At 69.8% G+C, this 18,724-nt stretch carries 18 protein-coding genes; 12 read left to right on the forward strand and 6 right to left on the reverse strand.

All coding sequences use genetic code 11. From position 1 onward, the window contains the following. Positions 1 to 10 precede the first annotated feature (10 nt). A complete protein-coding gene (locus tag ACOYR3_RS01980; RefSeq protein ID WP_422844849.1) occupies positions 11 to 1,588 on the forward strand; it encodes an acyl CoA:acetate/3-ketoacid CoA transferase in 1,578 nt (525 codons plus the stop codon). Between the two features lie 289 nt (positions 1,589 to 1,877). On the opposite strand, the gene ACOYR3_RS01985 is transcribed toward ACOYR3_RS01980, so the two are convergent. Beyond that, a complete protein-coding gene (locus tag ACOYR3_RS01985; protein ID WP_422844850.1) occupies positions 1,878 to 2,396 on the reverse strand; it encodes a MarR family winged helix-turn-helix transcriptional regulator in 519 nt (172 codons plus the stop codon). A 120-nt stretch (positions 2,397 to 2,516) separates the two neighbouring features. Further along, positions 2,517 to 4,079, reverse strand: coding sequence for a YifB family Mg chelatase-like AAA ATPase (locus ACOYR3_RS01990; RefSeq protein ID WP_422844851.1), 1,563 nt, complete (start codon positions 4,077 to 4,079; stop codon positions 2,517 to 2,519). Between the two features lie 216 nt (positions 4,080 to 4,295). On the opposite strand from ACOYR3_RS01990, the gene ACOYR3_RS01995 reads away from it, so the two are divergent. The 9 genes from ACOYR3_RS01995 (at position 4,296) to ACOYR3_RS02035 (ending at position 12,812) form a co-directional block, all read left to right on the forward strand. Next, on the forward strand, positions 4,296 to 5,006 hold the full coding sequence (locus tag ACOYR3_RS01995; protein WP_422844852.1) for a TorF family putative porin: 711 nt from the start codon (positions 4,296 to 4,298) through the stop codon (positions 5,004 to 5,006). A 43-nt stretch (positions 5,007 to 5,049) separates the two neighbouring features. Next, positions 5,050 to 5,388, forward strand: a complete 339-nt coding sequence (gene glnK, locus ACOYR3_RS02000) for a P-II family nitrogen regulator (protein WP_010466918.1) — start codon at positions 5,050 to 5,052, stop codon at positions 5,386 to 5,388. A gap of 35 nt (positions 5,389 to 5,423) precedes the next feature. Next, on the forward strand, positions 5,424 to 6,971 hold the full coding sequence (gene amt / locus ACOYR3_RS02005; protein WP_422844853.1) for an ammonium transporter: 1,548 nt from the start codon (positions 5,424 to 5,426) through the stop codon (positions 6,969 to 6,971). A gap of 235 nt (positions 6,972 to 7,206) precedes the next feature. Beyond that, positions 7,207 to 8,337, forward strand: a complete 1,131-nt coding sequence (gene glcE, locus ACOYR3_RS02010) for a glycolate oxidase subunit GlcE (protein WP_422844854.1) — start codon at positions 7,207 to 7,209, stop codon at positions 8,335 to 8,337. Positions 8,338 to 8,390: 53 nt separating this feature from the next. Continuing rightward, on the forward strand, positions 8,391 to 9,227 hold the full coding sequence (locus tag ACOYR3_RS02015) for a YoaK family protein (protein WP_422844855.1): 837 nt from the start codon (positions 8,391 to 8,393) through the stop codon (positions 9,225 to 9,227). A gap of 52 nt (positions 9,228 to 9,279) precedes the next feature. Continuing rightward, a complete protein-coding gene (gene glcF, locus ACOYR3_RS02020; protein ID WP_422844856.1) occupies positions 9,280 to 10,527 on the forward strand; it encodes a glycolate oxidase subunit GlcF in 1,248 nt (415 codons plus the stop codon). A 29-nt stretch (positions 10,528 to 10,556) separates the two neighbouring features. Further along, a complete protein-coding gene (locus ACOYR3_RS02025; RefSeq protein ID WP_422844857.1) occupies positions 10,557 to 11,408 on the forward strand; it encodes a ProQ/FINO family protein in 852 nt (283 codons plus the stop codon). Positions 11,409 to 11,529: 121 nt separating this feature from the next. Beyond that, positions 11,530 to 12,015 (forward strand): GyrI-like domain-containing protein, encoded by a 486-nt coding sequence (locus tag ACOYR3_RS02030; protein ID WP_422844858.1) that lies wholly within the window; start codon positions 11,530 to 11,532, stop codon positions 12,013 to 12,015. A 62-nt stretch (positions 12,016 to 12,077) separates the two neighbouring features. Continuing rightward, positions 12,078 to 12,812: a helix-turn-helix transcriptional regulator gene (locus ACOYR3_RS02035; protein ID WP_422844859.1), complete on the forward strand. Its 735-nt coding sequence runs from the start codon at positions 12,078 to 12,080 to the stop codon at positions 12,810 to 12,812. Positions 12,813 to 12,836: 24 nt separating this feature from the next. Here the strand turns inward: ACOYR3_RS02035 and ACOYR3_RS02040 are convergent, their stop codons facing one another. From ACOYR3_RS02040 to lplT, 3 genes are all read right to left on the reverse strand, one after another. Further along, a complete protein-coding gene (locus ACOYR3_RS02040; RefSeq protein WP_422844860.1) occupies positions 12,837 to 13,328 on the reverse strand; it encodes a glutathione peroxidase in 492 nt (163 codons plus the stop codon). 96 nt (positions 13,329 to 13,424) lie between these two features. After that, positions 13,425 to 14,318, reverse strand: a complete 894-nt coding sequence (locus tag ACOYR3_RS02045) for a DMT family transporter (protein ID WP_422844861.1) — start codon at positions 14,316 to 14,318, stop codon at positions 13,425 to 13,427. Between the two features lie 202 nt (positions 14,319 to 14,520). After that, positions 14,521 to 15,825 carry a lysophospholipid transporter LplT gene (gene lplT / locus ACOYR3_RS02050; protein WP_422844862.1) on the reverse strand — a complete coding sequence of 435 codons (1,305 nt, stop codon included), beginning with the start codon at positions 15,823 to 15,825 and terminating at the stop codon, positions 14,521 to 14,523. A 160-nt stretch (positions 15,826 to 15,985) separates the two neighbouring features. On the opposite strand from lplT, the gene alr reads away from it, so the two are divergent. Next, positions 15,986 to 17,113, forward strand: coding sequence for an alanine racemase (gene alr, locus ACOYR3_RS02055; protein ID WP_422844863.1), 1,128 nt, complete (start codon positions 15,986 to 15,988; stop codon positions 17,111 to 17,113). 138 nt (positions 17,114 to 17,251) lie between these two features. Then, complete coding sequence (locus tag ACOYR3_RS02060; RefSeq protein WP_422844864.1) at positions 17,252 to 18,121, forward strand: hypothetical protein; 870 nt, start codon at positions 17,252 to 17,254, stop codon at positions 18,119 to 18,121. A 92-nt stretch (positions 18,122 to 18,213) separates the two neighbouring features. Here ACOYR3_RS02060 and ACOYR3_RS02065 read toward each other — a convergent pair whose 3' ends face one another. After that, entirely contained in the window at positions 18,214 to 18,705 is a 492-nt protein-coding gene (locus ACOYR3_RS02065; RefSeq protein ID WP_422844865.1) for a MarR family winged helix-turn-helix transcriptional regulator, read from the reverse strand. Between the last annotated feature and the right edge of the window lie 19 nt (positions 18,706 to 18,724).

Here is an 18,724-nt window from a genome sequence, read left to right on the forward strand (position 1 = left end):
GCACAGCACCATGAAAATCATCACCGCAGCCCAGGCCGGGGCCCTGATCCCCGACAACGCCACCATCTTCCTGGGCGGCCTGGCCGTCTCCAGCCTGCCCGAGGAAGTACTCAAGGGCGTCGAGAAAAACTTCCTGGAAAAAGGCCACCCGCGCAACGTGACCACCTGGGCCTGCGGCGCCATCGGCAACAGCAAGGACGCGGGCATGGTGCACTTTGCGCACCCCGGCATGATCAAGCGCACCGTGGCGGGCCACTTCGGCCAGACCGGCGCCGAGATGATGAAGATGGTGTTCGACGGCGAGGTGGAGGCCTACAACTTCCCGCAGGGCAGCCTGTCGCACCTCACGCGCCACATCGCCAGCCGCAGCCCGGGGCTCTTGACCAAGGTGGGCCTGGGCACGTTTGTGGACCCGCGCATCGAAGGCGGCAAGCTCAACAGCAAGTCCACCGAAGACCTGGTCAAGCTGGTGGAGTTCAACGGCGAGGAATGGCTGTTCTACCCCTCGCCCAAGATCGACGTGGCCATCATCCGCGGCACGCTGGCCGACGAGAACGGCAACCTCACGCTGGACAAGGAAGGCGTGCTGCTGGAGCAGATCAACATCGCCCACGCGGCCAAGGCCTGCGGCGGCATCGTGATCGCGCAGGTGGAGCGCATCGTCAAGGCCGGCACCCTGCACCCCAAGTCGGTCAAGGTGCCCGGCGTGTCGGTGGACTACGTGGTGGTCAGCCAGCCCGAGAACCACATGCAGACCATCGCCACGCAGTTCAACCCGGCGCTGGCCGGCGACGTGCGCGTGCCGCTGCACACGCTGGAGCCCATGCCGCTGGACGAGCGCAAGGTGATCGCGCGCCGCACGGCCATGGAGCTCAAGCGCGGCGCCATCACCAACCTGGGCATCGGCATCCCGGCCGGCGTGCCCTCGGTGGCGGCGGAAGAGGGCGTGTCCGACCAGTTCACGCTGAGCGTGGAAAGCGGCATCACCGGCGGCATCCCGGCGCAGCTGGGCGACTTCGGCACGGCCTACAACGCCGACGCGATCATCGAGCAGTCGCTGCAGTTCGACTTCTACGACGGCGGCGGCCTGGACGCGAGCTTCCTGGGCCTGGCGCAGGCCGACAACCACGGCAACGTGAACGTGAGCAAGTTCAACGGCCGGCCCGTGGGCTGCGGTGGGTTTGTCAACATCACGCGCTCCACCAAGAACCTGGTGTTCTGCGGCACGTTCACCGCAGGCGGCCTGGAGGTGAAGGTGGGCGATGGGCGCCTTGAAATTGTGAAAGAAGGCCGCTCGCGCAAGTTCATCGAGAAGGTTGAGCAGATCACCTTCAACGGGCTGGATGCCGCGAAGCGCGAGCAGAACGTGCTCTTTGTCACCGAGCGCGCGGTGTTCCACCTGACCACCGAAGGGCTGGAGCTGATCGAGATCGCGCCCGGCATCGACTTGGAGCGCGACGTGCTGGCCCACATGGGCTTCAAGCCCATCCTGCGCGATGTGAAGACCATGGACCCGGGCCTGTTCCAGGAGCAGTGGGGCGGGCTGGCCGCGGCGCTGGCGGCCAAGGCGGCGGCACACGCGGCCTGAGGCACGCGACATGCGCCCCATTTTTTTGCCCTTTGTTTTGCCCTTTGCCCTCACCATCCGTTCGGGCTGAGCCTGTCGAAGCCTGGGCGCCCCGCCAAAGCCCTTTATCCAGTCGGCATCAACGAACTTGAAACCGTTCACTGGGCGCAGTCGAAGCGCCGCGCGAGGCTTCGGCAAGCTCAGCCCGAACGGGGGGGTAACTTCAAGGGAGCCGAATCAATAGCAAGCTCAGCGCAAGCGGCGTGGGCGCTGGCGAAGCGCAGCAGCGCCGTGGACGTGCAGCGTGCGCTTACGCCCCTGCGGGCAGATAGATTTTTTGCAGCAGCCGGATCAGCGTCTTGCGCTCCGTGGCCGTCAGGCGCGCGGTGGCGTCCACCTCCAGCTGCGCGGCGGTGTATTCGGCCTGGGCCGTCAGGTCGGCGCCCGCGGGCGTCAGGTGCACGCCCATGGCGCGGCCGTCGCTGGGGTGGGGGCGACGCTCGATCAGGCCGCGCTTTTCCAGCCCAGCGATCAGGCCCACCAGGTTGGGCGGCAGCACGCCCAGCGTGGCGCACAGCTGGCGCGAGGTGACGCCCGGGTTGTGCGCCACCAGCGACAGCACCGAGAAGTCCACCACCTTCAGGTCGTACACGGCCATGCGCTCCATGAAGACTTCGATGATGGCCAGCGCGGCACGGCGCGTGTTGTAGCCCACCAGCGTGCGCAGGAAGCCGGTGTCCACCGTCTCCACGCCCTGGGCGGGGGGCTCGCTGACAGGGGCTGCGGTGCCTTGGGGTTTCTTGCGGGTGCGGACGCTGGTGGAAGACATGGGCCGATTGTGCCGGGCCGCCTGCGGGTTGCGGCAGCGCGTTGCGTGGGGTTTGATGAAAATCAGCCCCTGGCGCTTGTGCAGCAAGCGCAGGCAGCTATCATTTTTATAGTTTGCAGGTCACGGGGATTGCCGCAGCACGCGGCGGTACTGCACGGCTTCCGCCACGTGGGCCACCTGGGTGGTGTCGCTGGCGGCCAGGTCGGCAATGGTGCGGGCCACCTTCAGCGCCCGGTGCGTGCTGCGGGCCGACCAGCCCAGGCGCGCGGCGGCGGTGTTGAGGAATTTGGCGGCCGCGTCTTCCAGGTGCAGGTGGGCGTCGATCTCCTGGCCCTGCAGCGCCTGGTTGGCCTTGCCCTGGCGCTGCACGGCGCGGGCGCGGGCCGCCTCCACCCGGGTGCGGATGGCGGCCGTGGCCTCGCCGGCGGGCGCCTGCACCAGCTGTTCGGCCGGCAGGGCGGGCACTTCCACATGCAGGTCGATGCGGTCCAGCAGCGGGCCGCTGAGCTTGGCCTGGTAGCGGTGGATCTGGTCGGGCGTGCAGCGGCAGGCGCGCTGGCTGGAGCCCAGAAAGCCGCAGGGGCAGGGGTTCATCGCGGCCACCAGCTGAAAGCGCGCCGGAAAGTCCGCGCGCTGGGCCGCCCGGGCAATGGTGATGTGGCCCGTCTCCAGCGGCTCGCGCAGCGCCTCCAGCGCGGCACGGGGGAACTCGGGCAGCTCGTCCAGGAACAGTACCCCGTTGTGGGCCAGCGAGATCTCGCCGGGCCGGGGCGGCGAGCCGCCCCCCACCAGGGCCACCGCGCTGGCCGTGTGGTGCGGCGCCCCGGTCGGGCGCACGCCAAAGGCCGCGGGCTGGAAGCGCCCGGCCAGGCTGGCCACGGCCGCGCTCTGCAGGGCCTCGTCCACCGTCATGGCCGGCAGCAGCCCGGCAAAGCGCAGCGCCAGCATCGACTTGCCCGAGCCGGGCGGCCCCGCCATCAGCACGCTGTGGGCGCCGGCCGCCGCGATCTCCAGCGCGCGCTTGGCCGTGGCCTGGCCCTTCACGTCGGCCATGTCGGGGCCGGTGCCGGCGGCGGCCAGGGGCGTGGGCTGCAGGCGCGTCCAGCCGTCGCCACCGTCGGCGTCGGCCGCGGGGCCGCCTGCGTCCGGCACGGCCTGGCTGCCGGGCGGCAGGAAGGCGCGCACCACGTCCAGCAGGTGCCGCGCCCGCACCACCCGGGCGCTGGGCACCAGGGCGGCTTCCTCGGCGCTGCCCGGGGGCAGCACCAGGGCCACGTCCACCTGCTGGCTTTGCAGGGCCAGGCTGGTGGCCAGGGCGCCGCGCACGGGGCGCAGCTCGCCCGACAGCGACAGCTCGCCCGCAAATTCGTAGCCTGCCAGCCGGGCGGCGTCCACCTGGCCGCTGGCCGCCAGGATGCCCAGGGCGATGGGCAGGTCAAACCGGCCGGAGTCCTTGGGCAGGTCGGCCGGGGCCAGGTTGACGGTGATGCGCTTGTTGTGGGGGAACTCCAGCCCCGCGTTCTGCAGCGCCGAGCGCACCCGCTCGCGCGCCTCCTTCACCTCCACCTCGGCCAGGCCGACCAGCGTGAAGCTGGGCAGGCCGTTGGCCAGGTGCACTTCGACGGTGACGGCTGGTGCCTGCAGCCCCAGAAGGGCGCGGCTTTGCACCAAAGCAAGACTCATGAAACGGTTTCTCCCCAGTTGGGTGCGATCTCTGTTGTTTTAGTGCGGGGGGCCTGCGTATTGCACCAAGAGTGTGCGTGGCGGCAGGCGTGTGCCTGTCACTGTACCGGGGATCGTTGTAACGCGGCGCAACAGCCCGGGGTGCGGTGCACCGGCGCGTGGCACGGTCCGTGCTTAGAGCCGCATGTCCCTACTTTGTCCCACCGGAGGAAACATATGAACCGCGCCATCATCAAGACCCTGGGCGTCGCCCTCGTTGCAACCCTTCCCGTGCTGGCCAGTGCCCAGCTCACCGGCAACGTCAGCCTGACCACGAACTACAAGTTTCGCGGCCAGGACCAGGACATCTCCAAGGTCAAGGCCGTGAAGCCGGCGCTGCAGGGCGGTTTTGACTACGCCTTCGGCGACAGCGGTTTCTATGTGGGCAACTGGAACTCCAGCGTGGACTGGCTCTCCGGCAATTCGCTGGAGTCCGACCTGTACGGCGGCTACAAGTTCAAGGCCGGCGGCGCCGACCTGGACGTGGGCCTGCTGACCTACATCTACCCCGGCAACAGCGCCGGCAACACCACCGAGGTGTATGGCGCCGCCACCTTCGGCCCGGTCACCGCCAAGTACTCGCACACCCTGTCCAAGGACTACTTCGCCTACGCCGGCCCCGGCCTGAAGGGCCGCAATACCGGCTACCTGAACCTGGCGTTCGCCCAGGAAGTGGCCCCCAGCATCACGCTCAAGGCATCGGTCGGCTTCACGCGCTTCGGCGGCGACATCACGGCGCCGAACTTCATGGACTACAGCCTGGGCGGTGCCTATGACTTCGGCTCGGGCGTGTCCCTGGGCGCGGCCGTGGTGGGCGCCACCAAGAAGGCGTACTACGGCCCCGTCAACAAGTCGCGCCTGATCGTCACGCTCACGAAAACCCTGTAAATCGCAGTGGGCGCCCAGGGCGCCCGCATAGGAGGACCTTCCAATGAAAATGGTGACAGCCATCATCAAGCCCTTCAAGCTGGACGAGGTGCGCGAAGCCCTGTCCGACATCGGCGTGCAAGGCATCACGGTGACCGAGGTCAAGGGCTTTGGCCGGCAAAAGGGCCACACCGAGCTGTACCGCGGCGCGGAATACGTGGTCGACTTCCTGCCCAAGGTGAAGATCGAGGCCGCCGTGGCCGACGACCTGGTGGACCGCGTGATCGAGTCGATTGAAAGCGCTGCCCGCACCGGCAAGATCGGCGACGGCAAGATTTTCGTGACCCACCTGGAGCAGGTGGTGCGCATCCGCACTGGCGAAACCGGCAAGGAAGCCCTGTAAGGGCCGGCCGCATTGCATCCAAGAAGAGAAACGCCATGAAAAAACTGCTTGCTTCCTTCATCCTGGGGCTGGGCCTGCTGACCCTGGGCAATCTTTCCCTGGCCCAGGCACCGGCGGCTTCGGAGCCGGCCGCTGCAGCGCCTGCCGCTGCGGCCCCTGCAGCCGAAGCTCCCGCTGCGGCCGCGGCTCCTGCCGCCGCACCGGCCCCGGCCGCTGCCGCACCGGCGGCCGCCGAAGCCCCCGCACCCGTGCCCAACAAGGGCGACACCGCGTGGATGATGACCTCCACGCTGCTCGTCATCCTGATGGTGCTGCCCGGCCTGGCCCTGTTCTACGGCGGCCTGGTGCGCAGCAAGAACATGCTGTCCGTGCTGATGCAGGTGATGGTGACGTTCTCGCTGATCGTGGTGCTGTGGTTCATCTACGGCTACAGCCTGGCCTTCACCGAGGGCGGCGCCTTCGTCGGCGGCTTTGACCGGCTGTTCATGAAAGGCATCTGGGACAACGCCGCCGGCACCTTCGCCAACGCGGCCACGTTCAGCAAGGGCGTGGTGATCCCGGAAGTGGTGTTCGCCGCCTTCCAGGCCACGTTTGCCGGCATCACCTGTGCGCTGATCGTCGGTGCGTTCGCCGAGCGCATCAAGTTTGGCGCCGTCATGCTGTTCATGGTGCTGTGGTTCACCTTCAGCTACCTGCCCATCGCCCACATGGTGTGGTTCTGGATGGGCCCGGACGCCTATGCCTCCAAGGAAGTGGCCGATGCCATGACCGGCAAGGCCGGCCAGATCTGGCAATGGGGCGCGCTGGACTTCGCCGGCGGCACCGTGGTGCACATCAACGCCGCCGTGGCGGGCCTGGTGGGCGCCTTCATGGTGGGCAAGCGCATCGGCTACGGCAAGGAAGCCATGGCGCCCCACAGCCTGACGCTGACCATGGTGGGTGCTTCGCTGCTGTGGGTGGGCTGGTTCGGCTTCAACGCCGGCTCCGCCCTGGAAGCCAACGGCTTCGCCGCCCTGGCCTTCATCAACACGCTGGTGGCCACGGCCGCTGCCGTGCTGGCCTGGTGCGTGGGCGAAGCGCTCATGCGCGGCAAGGCCTCCATGCTGGGTGCTGCGTCCGGCGCCGTGGCGGGCCTGGTGGCCATCACGCCTGCGGCCGGCAACGTCGGCATCGGCGGCGCGCTGGTGATCGGCCTGGTGGGCGGCTTCGCCTGCCTGTGGGGTGTCAATGGCCTCAAGCGCCTGCTGGGCGCCGACGACTCGCTGGACGTGTTCGGCGTGCACGGCATCGGCGGCATCGTGGGTGCGCTGCTCACCGGCGTGTTCAACGCGCCCGGCCTGGGCGGCCCCGGCTACGTGGCCGACTGGGTGACTGCTTCCATGGTGACTGCGGCCGACTACTCCATCGCCGCCCAGGTGTGGACGCAGGCCAAGGCCGTGCTGCTGACCATCGTGTGGTCGGGGGTGGTTTCGTTCGTCGCCTACAAGATCGTGGACCTCACGGTCGGCTTGCGCGTGTCGGAAGAAGACGAGCGCGAAGGCCTGGACATCACTTCGCACGGCGAGACGGCGTACAACCGCTGACCTGCCGGCACCCCACGCGCTGCGGTGTCTGGTGGCGCCGCAGCGTCGCAACAAGAACAAGCGAGAGTTACTCCAAGGTTCCCCAACCCGCCCCCCCAGGGCGGGTTTTTTTCCGTCTGGCGGGTGCTGCCCCGGCGGGTGCAGGCTCCGGCCGGGCCGCGCTTCACGCACCTTGTTTAAAAAATTCACGCTTGCCGCCGGCGGCACGGGCCGCGGCTGCCGGTACGATGCACGGATGGATCTCGCCCTTGCCCAGATTGCCGAGCGCGTGCGCGCCGCCGCCGCCGACCAGACCCCGTTGCGCATCCGGGGCGGGGGCACCAAGGATTTCCACGGGCGGGCGCTGCGCGGCGAGGTGCTCGACACCCGCGCCCTGCAGGGCATCGTGGCCTACGAGCCCAGCGAGCTGGTCGTCACCGCGCGCGCCGGCACGCCGCTGGCCGACCTGGAGGCCGCACTGGCCGAGCGCGGGCAGTGCCTGCCGTTCGAGCCGCCCCACTTCGCCCGCGAGGACGGCGGCCAGGCCACCGTGGGCGGCATGGTCGCGGCGGGCCTGTCGGGCCCTGCGCGGGCCAGCGTGGGCGCGGTGCGCGACTACGTATTGGGCACCACGCTGGTCAACGGCCGCGGCGAGGTGCTGCAGTTTGGCGGGCAGGTCATGAAGAACGTGGCCGGCTACGACGTGTCGCGCCTCATGGCCGGGGCCTGGGGCACGCTGGGCCTGCTGGCCGAGGTGAGCCTCAAGGTCCTGCCCGTGGCGCCGGGCGAAGCCACGCTGCGGTTTGACGACATGCCCCAGGCCGAGGCCCTGCGCAGCCTGCAGGCGTGGGGCGGCCGCCCGCTGCCGCTCAATGCCAGCTGCTGGGTGCCCGGCACCGGGCTGGGCACCTTGTATGTGCGGCTGCGCGGGGCCGCCGCGGCGGTGGAAGCTGCCTGCCGCACCCTGGGCGGCACGCGCATGGCGGACCAAGCCAGCGTGCAGGCCGACTGGGCCGCCTGCCGCGAACAGACCCTGCCCTGGTTCCTGGCCCGCGCCGAGCAGCCGGGCCACGCGCTGTGGCGCCTGTCCGTGCCGGCCGCGGCGCCGGTGCTGGCGCTGCCCGGCGGCGCGCAGCCGCTGGTGGAGTGGCACGGCGCGCTGCGCTGGGTGCAGGCCCCGGAGGGCGCGGGCGACGCCCTGCGCGACGCCGCGCGTGCGGCCGGCGGAAGCGCTACGATTTTCAGGGCGGCGGACGAGGGTGCGCGCGACGCGCACAGCCCCTGGGCCCTGCCTTCCCGGGCACTGGAGCAGATCCACGCCCGCCTCCGGCAGCGTTTCGACCCCGCCGGGATCTTCAATCCCGGCCGCATGGCGACGGGCTGGTAGGCACGCCCGGCCGTTCTCCGTCTCCTGTCCCTCCCGTTTCTGAACCGTTTCGCATGCGACGCCTCCTGCACCTCACCGGACACCGCCGGACCATCGCCGGCAACCGCACGTTGGGCCTGCTGCTGGCCTTCAACGCCGGCGCGGTGAACGCGGGGGGCTTTCTGGTGGTGCACATGTACACCTCGCACATGACGGGGTTCCTCTCGTCGCTGGCCGACAACCTGGTGCTGGGCAACATGAAGCTCGCGCTCGGCGCGGTCGGGGCGCTGTGGGCGTTCATGTCGGGTGCGGGCAGCACGGCCATCCTGGTCAACTGGGCGCGCCACCACCACCTGCGCAGCACCTATGCCCTGCCGCTGCTGATCGAGGCCGCGCTGATGCTGCTCTTCGGGCTCATGGGCGCCATCACCCTGGGCTGGCGCACGCCGTTCTCGGTGCCGCTCACGGTGCTGGTGCTGGCCTACCTGATGGGGCTGCAGAACGCCGTGGTGACCAAGATGTCGTCGGCGCAGATCCGCACCACGCACATGACGGGCGTGGTCACCGACCTGGGCATCGAGATGGGCAAGATGCTGTACTGGAACCGCCAGGGCATCGCGCCCGAGCAGCAGGTGCGCGCCAACCGCGAGCGCCTGCGCCTGTTCGCGGGGCTGGTGGGGATGTTCTTTGCCGGCGGCCTGGTGGGGGCTGCGGGCTTCAAGCACGTCGGCTTCGTGTTTGTGGTGCCGCTGGCGCTGGTGCTGCTGGGCTTGTCCCTGCCGCCGCTGTGGACCGACCGCGAACGCCTGCGCCTGCTGCTGTTGCAGCGGGGCTCCCCGGCGACCGCGCCGGTGCCGCCGCCGCCGGCCGCCCCTGCGGAGCGCGGGACGGACGCGCAAGCGCCCCATTGAACCTGTGGCCCGGCCTCCGGCTGCCTTCCCCTGTTTCGATCCTCCACGCACCATGCAGACCCAACTCGCCCCTGAATACGCCGCGCGCCCCGAAGGCCGTGAGGCCGAAGCCATCCTGCGCAAGTGCGTGCACTGCGGCTTTTGCACCGCCACCTGCCCCACCTACCAGTTGCTGGGCGACGAGCTGGACGGCCCGCGCGGCCGCATCTACCTCATCAAGCAGGTGCTCGAGGGTGCCGAGCCCACGCGTGCCACGCAGTTGCACCTGGACCGGTGCCTGACCTGCCGCAACTGCGAGAGCACCTGCCCGAGCGGCGTGCAGTACGGCCACCTGGTGGACATCGGCCGCAAGATCGTCGACGAGAAGGTGCCGCGCCCGCTGGGCGAAAAAGCCCTGCGCTGGGCGCTCAAGGAAGGCCTGCCCTCGCCCCTGTTCGCCCCCGCCATGAAGGCCGGCCAGGCCGTGCGCGGCCTGCTGCCCGTCTCGCTCCAGGCCAAGGTGCCCGCGCCCCGTGCGGCCGGCGCCTGGCCCGTGCGCCCGCATGCGCGCAAGGTGCTGATGCTGGCGGGCTGCGTGCAGCCGGCCATGATGCCCAACATCAACACCGCCACCGCCCGCGTGCTGGACGCCGTGGGCATAGAGACCGTTGTCGCGCCCCAGTCGGGCTGCTGCGGGGCCATGAAGTTCCACCTCAACGACCAGGACGGCGCCATGGCCCAGATGCGGGCGAACATCGACGCCTGGTGGCCGCTGGTGGAGGCCGGGGGCGTGGAGGCCATCGTCATGAACGCCTCGGGCTGCGGCGTCACCGTCAAGGAGTACGGCCACATCCTGAAGGACGACGCGCAGTACGCCGAGCGGGCCGCGCGCATCAGCGCCCTCACGCGCGACCTGTCGGAGCTGCTGCCGGACCTGCTGCCCGAGCTCGCCGCCCGGCTGCACGGCCGCGTGCAGCGGCCGGACACGCTCTACGCCTACCACCCGCCCTGCACGCTGCAGCACGGCCAGAAGCTGCGCGGCGGCGTGGAGCTGCATTTGAACCAGCTGGGCTTTCGCCTGCGCACCGCGCCCAACGAAGCGCACCTGTGCTGCGGCTCCGCGGGCACCTATTCGGTCCTCCACCCCGGGCTGGCCACCCCGCTGCGCGACCGCAAGCTGGGCGTGCTCGGCGAGGCGTTTGGCGAGCAGCCGCCCGACGTGATCCTGTCGGCCAACATCGGCTGCATCACCCACCTGCAAAGCGGCACGGCCACGCCAGTGCGGCACTGGATCGAGGTGCTGGACGAAGCGCTGGCATGATTGAGGGTTTTGTTGCTCCTGCATTGCCCATGACCGACTCCGTGTCCGCCCAAGAAACCACCCCGGCCGCGCCCGTGCCGGCTCCGGCCGAAAGTGCCCCTGCCGCCGCGCCCGCTGCCGCCGTGCCGGCAGACGCCGCTGCGCGCCCGCAGCCCGCAGCGGGCGCGCGCCGTGGTGGCCGCAACCGCCGCAAGCCGGGCGGGCGCCCCGCAGCGCCGGACGCCGCGGGCGGCAGCGCCGGTGCGCCCGCCGCGACGCCGCGCCCCGCAGCGCGCACGCACCCGGTGCTGGAGCAGCTGGCCGACCTGTACCCTCACCTGTTTGGCGCGGTGTTCCGCCCGCTCAAGCGCGGCATCTTCCAGGACCTGCTGGCTGCCCACCCCGAGCTGTTCGACCGCGAGGCGCTGAAGGTGGCCCTGGGCCTGCACACCCGGTCCACCCGCTACCTGCAGAGCGTGGCGGCCGGCGAAAAGCGGCACGACCTTGCGGGCCAGCCCGTGGAGGCCATGGCGCCCGAGCATGTGCACCACGCGCTGCTGGAGGTCTACCGCCGCAAGAAGGCGCGCGCCACCGAAGACCTGCTGCCCCGGCTGCGCCACCGCATGATCGCCGCGTTCGAGGCCTCGGGCCTCACGCGCGAGGCCTATGCCGAGCGGGTGCACAGCCGCGACGAGGCCGCCAACGCCCTTCTGGAAGACGCCTTTGCCGAGTGGGCCGCCCGCAACGCCAAGGACGAGGCCCTGCTGCGCGCCTTTGAAGCCAGCGGCCAGACGCTGGAGGCCTTCGCCGACATGTACGGCCTGGCGCCGCGCACGGTGGGCCAGCAGATCGAACGGGCGCGCCGCCTGGCGGCCGCGCGAGCGGTCCCGCAGCCGGACTGAACGGGCGCCAGGCTGCTGACATGCCGTTGTCAGCAGCCGGGCGGCACCATCCTTTTCTCGCACACGTTCGGCCGGCCCGCAGGCCGGCGTCCACCACCGTCCAGAGAGAGAGGAGCCGCCCTTGACCCCGTCCCCCGTCCTCGTCCAGATTCCCGCGTTCAGCGTGGCCGGCATTGCCGTGCGCACGCGCAACAGCGACGAGAGCAACCCTGCCATCGCCCGCCTGGGCGGCCTGTGGAACCGCTTTTTCAGCCAGAGCTGGGAGCGCCAGCTGCCCGCGCGCGGCGGCGACGGCCGCATCTTCGGCGTGTACAGCGCCTATGAGTCCGACGAACAGGGCGCGTTCGACGTCACCGCCGGCGTGGCCGTGGCCGAACCCTGCAGCACCCTGGAGGCGGAGCCGGACGCGCGCCGGGTCGACATCCAGCCCGGCGGCTACCTGGTGTTCCATGGCGAAGGCGACATGCCGCAGATGGTGGTCGACACCTGGCTGCGCGTGTGGCGCTACTTTGCCGAAAATCCCCAGCTGCGGCGCCGCTTTGCCACCGACTTCGAGGCCTACGAGGGCCCGGACCAGGTGGCCATCCATGTGGGTGTGGTGCTATGAATTCAATAGCTATCAGCGCTTGCTGAAAAAGCGCCAGCTGCCAAAAACACTGCAAGAACCGCATGCGCCGCGCCGACCGCCTGTTCCAGATCGTCCAGCTCATCCGTGGGCGGCGCCTGTCCACTGCCGCCTTTTTGGCCGAGCGGCTCGAAGTCTCGCAGCGCACCATCTACCGCGACGTGGCGGACCTCCAGCACCAGGGCGTGCCCATTGAGGGCGAAGCCGGTGTGGGCTACCGCCTGGGCGCGGGCTTCGAGCTGCCGCCGCTGATGTTCAGCCAGGGCGAGGCCAACTCCCTGGTGGCCGCCGCGCGGCTGGCGCAGGCCTGGCTCGACGCCGGGCTGGCGCGCGAAGTGGAAGGGGCGCTGGGCAAGATCCTGTCCGTGCTCCCGCCCGCGGCGCGCGTGGCGGCCGAGGCGCAGGCGCTGTACGCGCCATCGGTCGGGCTGGAGCCGCGCGTGCAGGCCACGCTGCAGTCCCTGCGCGAAGCCGTGCACAGCCGCCATGTCGTGCAGATCCGCTACGCCGACGTGCAGGGCCGCCCCAGCGAACGCCGCCTGCGCCCGCTGGGCTGCTTCTACTGGGGCAAGGTCTGGACGCTGTCGGCCTGGTGCGAGCTGCGCGGCGACTTCCGGGGCTTTCGCATCGACCGCATCGTGGACCTGGTGGTGCTGGACGAGCAGTTCCGGCAGGAGCCCGGCAAGACCCTGGCCGACATGCTGCGCAAGGTGGAGGCGGAGATGGGGTCGTGCCCGCCCGAGTGGGGGCCGGCCCAGACGCCGGGGCTCAATGCCTGAGCGCGTCCTGTGCGGGCGGCGCTCTCAGGGCTGCGCTAGCGCCGCCTCGATATCCCCCGCCAGCTTGGCGGGCGCATCCTGGGGCGCATAGCGGCGGAGCACGCGGCCGTCGCGGCCCACCAGGAACTTGGTGAAGTTCCACTTGATGGCCTTGCTGCCCAGCAGGCCGGGGGCCTCGGCGGTGAGCCACTGGTACAGGGGTGCGGCGGCGGCGCCGTTTACGTCGATCTTGGCCATCATCGGAAAGCTCACGCCGTAGTTCAGCTGGCAGAAGCTCGCGATCTCTTCGTTGCTGCCGGGGTCCTGGCTGCCGAACTGGTTGCACGGGAAACCCAGCACCACCAGGCCTTTGTCGGCATATTCCTGGTGCAGTTCTTCGAGCCCGCCGAACTGGGGCGTGAAGCCGCAGGCGCTGGCGGTGTTCACGATCAGCAGCACCTTGCCGCGGTACTGCGACAGGGACACGGTCTGGCCGTTCATCTGCTGGGCTTCAAAGTCGTAGACGCTGCCGGGCATGGTGCGGGCTCCTGGAGAGGCTGAGGCGCAGCATGGTAGCGCTGGCGGCGCCGGGGCGCACGGCGTGCCGCAGCCGCCGCAGGCGTCTCCGCCATCTCAGGAGGCGCTTGCCCGTCCCCGGAACTGCAGCGCCGCCAGCAGCGAGGCCAGCAGGATCAGCGCGCCGCCCACCACCGTGCGCGGGGTGAGCGTGGCCGCGCCCAGCAGGGCCGACGAGGCGCTGGCGAACACCACTTCCGACAGCATGACCAATGCCGTGGTGCCCGCCGCCAGGCGCGCCGCCCCGAACTGCAGGGCCCAGTTGCCCAGCAGCAGCAGCCCCGCCAGCAGCAGCCCCGTGACGGCCCAGGTGGCGTTGAAGGCCGGGAACGCCTCGACCACGCCCGCCTGCCCGCCGGCCAGGGCCACCGCCAGCGCCATGAGCATGCAGCCGCCGAACATGGCCACCATGCGCGCCGGCCCGGGCACGGCGTGCAGGCGGCGCAGCGTGACGTTGGTCACCGCGAACATGAAGCCGCCGAACAGGGCCAGGCCGTCGGCCAGCGAGAGGCTCTGCAGCAGCCGCGATGCGCCGGCGTCCTCCGGCCACAGCACCAGCACCACCCCGGCGAAGGCAAGGGCCAGCCGCAGCAGGGCCGGCGCGGTGGGGCGCTCGCCCAGCACCTTCCAGGCCAGCAGCACGGCCCAGGCGGGCATCAGGTAGAACAGCAGGATCACGCGCACCACGTCGCCAATGGTCACGGCCCAGTTGAACGCCACGTTGTTCAGTCCCGAGGCCAGCGCCAGCAGCCACAGCTGCGGGTGTGCGCGCACCTGCCGCACGATGCCCGGGCGCCAGGCCAGCAGCGCCAGCAGCACCAACGCATACATGAACGCTGTCGCCCACAGCGGATGCAGCCCCGCCTGGTGCATGCGCTGGAACGGCCACCATGCCAGGCCCCAGACAAAGGCGTTGAACAGCAGGGCGGCGAAGGGCAGGGGGGAGTGCATTTCAAGAAAAAAATGGGCTCTGGCGCTTGATGGATAAGCGCAGATAGCTATCAACTGTGTAGCAAAAATCCAGACGCGGCACTGTGGGCCAAGCGGTTGAAACTGGCACGCTCACCGGTCAGTGCACCCGTGGAACTGGCTTTGCCAGGCCACCGGGTGCGTCCCCCTCAGGGGGAAGGCGCCGAAGGCGACTCAGGGGGAGTCAATGGTGCGTATCGTGCCGCGCAATGTCCAGCAGGTGGTTCACTTCCTCGCGGTAGTTCACGCAGTTGCGCTGGTGCCAGCGGCGGATGACCCACATGATGCCGGCCACGACCAGCCCGAAGGTGACGATGGCGCCGAACACCGACAGGCCGAGCTTGAGCGACAGGCTGTAGAACGCGCCCAGGCCCAGGATGCAGGCCTGCTCGTTGAAGTTCTGCACGGCAATGGAGCGGCCCGCGCCCATCAGGTTGTGGCCCCGGTGCTGCAGCAGTGCGTTCATGGGCACCACCAGGTAGCCGCCCAGGCCGCCCAGCACGATCAGGAACGGAATCGCCAGCCAGATGTTGTGGATGAACACCATCAGGATCAGCAGCAGGCCCATGGCGATGCCCAGCGGGATCACGCGGGTCGCCAGATCGAGCCGCATGCGCATCGAGGCCACGACGGCGCCCACTGCCGTGCCGATAGCCACCACGCCCGTCAGGGCCGAGGCCTGCGTGGTGTCGTAAGCCAGTGCCGCTCCGGCCCAGGTCAGCACAATCAACTTGAGGTTAGCTGCAGCCCCCCAGAACAGCGTGGTCGTGGCCAGCGAGATCTGGCCGAGTTTGTCGCGCCACAGGCGAGCGTTGCAGGCCCAGAAGTCGGGCAACAGGCCGAGGGCGTTCGACAGCACGCCGTGCGACGGGTCGGTGCGCAGCGGGCGCATCTCCACGCCGGTGTGCGGGATGCGGGTGTTGAACCAGGCGGCCAGCGCGTACACGGCGATCAGCGCGGCAATGGCGGCCTCTGCCGGCGTGTCCACGCCGGTGTCGATCATGGGAAAGTCAAAGCCCAGCAGCATGCCCGACAGGTGCTGCCCCACCAGCTGCCCGCCAAACAGCACGCCCAGGATGATGGACGCAATGGTCAGCCCCTCGATCCAGCCGTTGGCCTTGACCAGCTGCGAGGCCGGCAGCAATTCGGTGAGGATGCCGTACTTGGCCGGCGAATAGGCCGCGGCGCCCAGGCCCACCACCGCGTACGCCATGAGCGGGTGCGAGCCGAACAGCATCATCAGGCAGCCCACCACCTTGATGGCATTGCTGATGAACATGACCTTGCCCTTGGGCAGCGCGTCGGCAAAGGCGCCCACGAACGGCGCCAGCACCACATAGAACAGCGCGAACATCGGCACCAGCGCGGCGCGCTGCCATTCGGGGGCGCCCCCGGTGCGCAGGAGTTCCACGGCGGCCACAAAAAGTGCGTTGTCGGCCAGCGAGCTGAAAAACTGCGCCGACATGATGGTGTAGAAACCGCGCTTCATCGAATGGCTGGTAGGAGCATCAGTTGGGCTGATGCCCTGTTAAATGTGGGGACCGTGGGCCGAGGACGGACGGTTATATCACGCGGATAAACGGCGGCAGTGCCAGAATCCTGCGCGTATTCCCCGGTAAATCCTTCGCATCTTTTCCACTGGCCCCCCCATGCCCCGTCCCATTCACGCCACCATCCACACTGCCGCACTGCACCACAACCTGGAGCGCGTGCGCCGCGCGGCGCCCGATGCCAAGGTCTGGGCCGTCGTCAAGGCCAACGCCTACGGCCACGGCATCGAGCGCGTGTACGAAGGCCTGCGCGGCGCGGACGGCTTCGCGCTGCTGGACCTGGCCGAGGCCGAGCGGGTGCGCCACCTGGGCTGGCGCGGCCCCATCCTGCTGCTCGAGGGCGTGTTCGAGCCGCGCGACCTGGAGCTGTGCTCGCGCCTGTCGCTGTGGCATGCGGTGCACTGCGACGAGCAGATCGACATGCTGGCCGCGCACAAGACCCAGGTGCCGCACCGCGTGTTCCTCAAGATGAATTCAGGCATGAACCGGCTGGGCTTCACGCCCCAGCGCTACCGCGCCGCCTGGGCGCGCCTGAACGCGCTGCCGCAGGTGGACGAGATCTCGTTCATGACCCACTTCAGCGACGCCGACGGCCCCCGCGGCATTGCCCACCAGATCGAGACGTTCAACGAAGTGACGCAGGACCTGCCCGGCGAGCGCAGCGTGGCCAACAGCGCCGCCACCCTGCGCCACCTGGGCGACGCCCGGCTGCGCTCGGACTGGGTGCGCGCCGGCATCGTGCTCTACGGCAGCGCGCCGGATTTCCCCGAGCACAACGCCGCCCACTGGCAGGTGCGGCCCACCATGACGCTGTCCACCAAGCTGCTGGCCGTGCAGCACCTGCAGGCGGGCGACACGGTGGGCTATGGCTCGCGCTTCACGGCCGACGGGCCGCTGCTCATCGGCGTGGCCGCCTGCGGCTATGCCGACGGCTACCCGCGCCACTGCGACACCGGCACGCCCGTGCTGGTGAACGGCGTGCGCACCCGCCTGGTGGGCCGCGTGAGCATGGACATGGTCACCGTGGACCTCACCCCGCTGCTGGATCGCGGCATGCAGCTGGGCACCGACTTCGGCTTTGGCAGCGAAGTGACGCTGTGGGGCAGCTCCAGCCACGGCGCGGTTCTGCCCATCGACGAGGTGGCGCAGGCCGCGGGCACCGTGGGGTACGAGCTCATGTGCGCCGTGGCCCAGCGTGTGCCGGTGGTAGTGGACGGCGCGGCCTGACGTCCTCCCTTCCTCTTTGCATGCCCCTGCGCTTCGCGCAGAAGTTCACGCCGCAGGGGGCGGGCTGCGCGCGGGGCGGCCGCAAACTGGTGTGAAATGGCGCCGTCTGTTTGCCACCGCGCGCAGCGCGATCCTTCCATGGCCCCACCCCGCAGCAACGCCTCTGGCTCCAAGAAAAAAGGCAGTTCCACCTGGCGCTCGGTGCGCATGCCGCACCACGGCGCGGTGGCGCGCACCCTGCAGCAGCGCTACAGCCTGCGCTGGCATGGGTTGCTGATCGGCAGCTTCACGCTGCTGCTGATGTGGGCCACCTCGCACCTGCAGATGGTGCTGGGTGTGGATTCGCTGGCGCTGCGGTACCTGATCACGCTGTCGGTGGGCTACGTCGGCTATCTGCTGGTGCTGCGCGCCTGGGCGGCACGGCTGGTACGTCGGGATGGGTCGTCGGGTGACGGCAGCAGTGTGGAGTTGCCCGATATTTCCTGGCCCAGCGGCAACGGCCCCTCGGGTGGCGGCCAGGTGGCCCTGCCGCGCACTGGCGGGGGCGACTTTGGCGGCGGTGGTGCATCTGGCGATTTTGGCGGTGGGTGGACACAAGGCCTGTCCAGCGGGGGCTCCGGCAGCGACTCTGACGTGCTGGGCGACATTGCCGGGGGCGCGGCCGATGCACTGGGCAGCGCCGACGAGGGCGCGGTGGTGGTCGTGCCCGTGGTGGCCATCTTTCTCATCGGCGCAGCGCTGATCCTGGGCGCGGGCTCGCTTGCCATGCTGTTCTTTGGCTGGGATGTGCTGCTCACGGTGGCGGTGGAGATCGCCTTCTCGGTGGCCACGGCCCGCGCCGCCGTGGGGGTGGAGCGCGAGGGCTGGCTCGGCGCCGCTGTGCGCCTGACCTGGAAGCCGCTGCTGGGCGCGCTGGTCTGCGCCGTGCTGCTGGGCGCCACCATCGACCACTTCCTGCCCCATGTGCATTCGCTGCCCGAGGCGTTGCGCGTCATCCAGGGGCACTGATTTGCTCTCTATTTGATAGCTGCCAGGGCATTTTGCACTGGCGCTTGGGGCAAAAATCCCTTCAAAAGCGCTTGAAACCCCCTGTGGGGCCCCTAACGAGAGGCCCTGCCCTTGCCGTGGCCGCAGTCCTCGCCAGTCTCCAGGGGCGGCAGCGCGTCCAGGTTGGTCCGCACCCGCGCCAGCAGGGCCAGCAGCTGCGCCTGGGTGTCGTCGTCGCAGCCCGCCAGCACCTGGGCTGACAGGGTCTGCCGCGCGGCCTGCAGGGCCTGGTACAGCGCCTCGCCCTCGGCGCTCAGCGTGAGGCACAGGCTGCGCCGGTCCTCGGCGTGCGGCTGGCGCTCCAGCCAGCCCTTGTCCTGCAACAGGCCCAGCATGCGCGCCACCTGGGCCTTGTCGGCGCCGCTGTGGCGCACCAGCTCTTTCTGCGTGGCGCCGGGGTGGCGGCCAATGAAGTTCAGCGCGCGCACTTCGTTGAAGGTCAGGTCCGGGTGCACGGAGGTCATCGCACGCACCATGCGCGCCCGGTAGGCGTGCATCAGGTCGTGCAGGGCTTCAAACACATCAGGGCGGGCGCGTGGGGGCATGGCGTGGCCATCGGTTGAC

Source organism: Acidovorax sp. M2(2025) (assembly GCF_049330835.1).
Classification (GTDB): Bacteria; Pseudomonadota; Gammaproteobacteria; order Burkholderiales; family Burkholderiaceae_C; genus Acidovorax.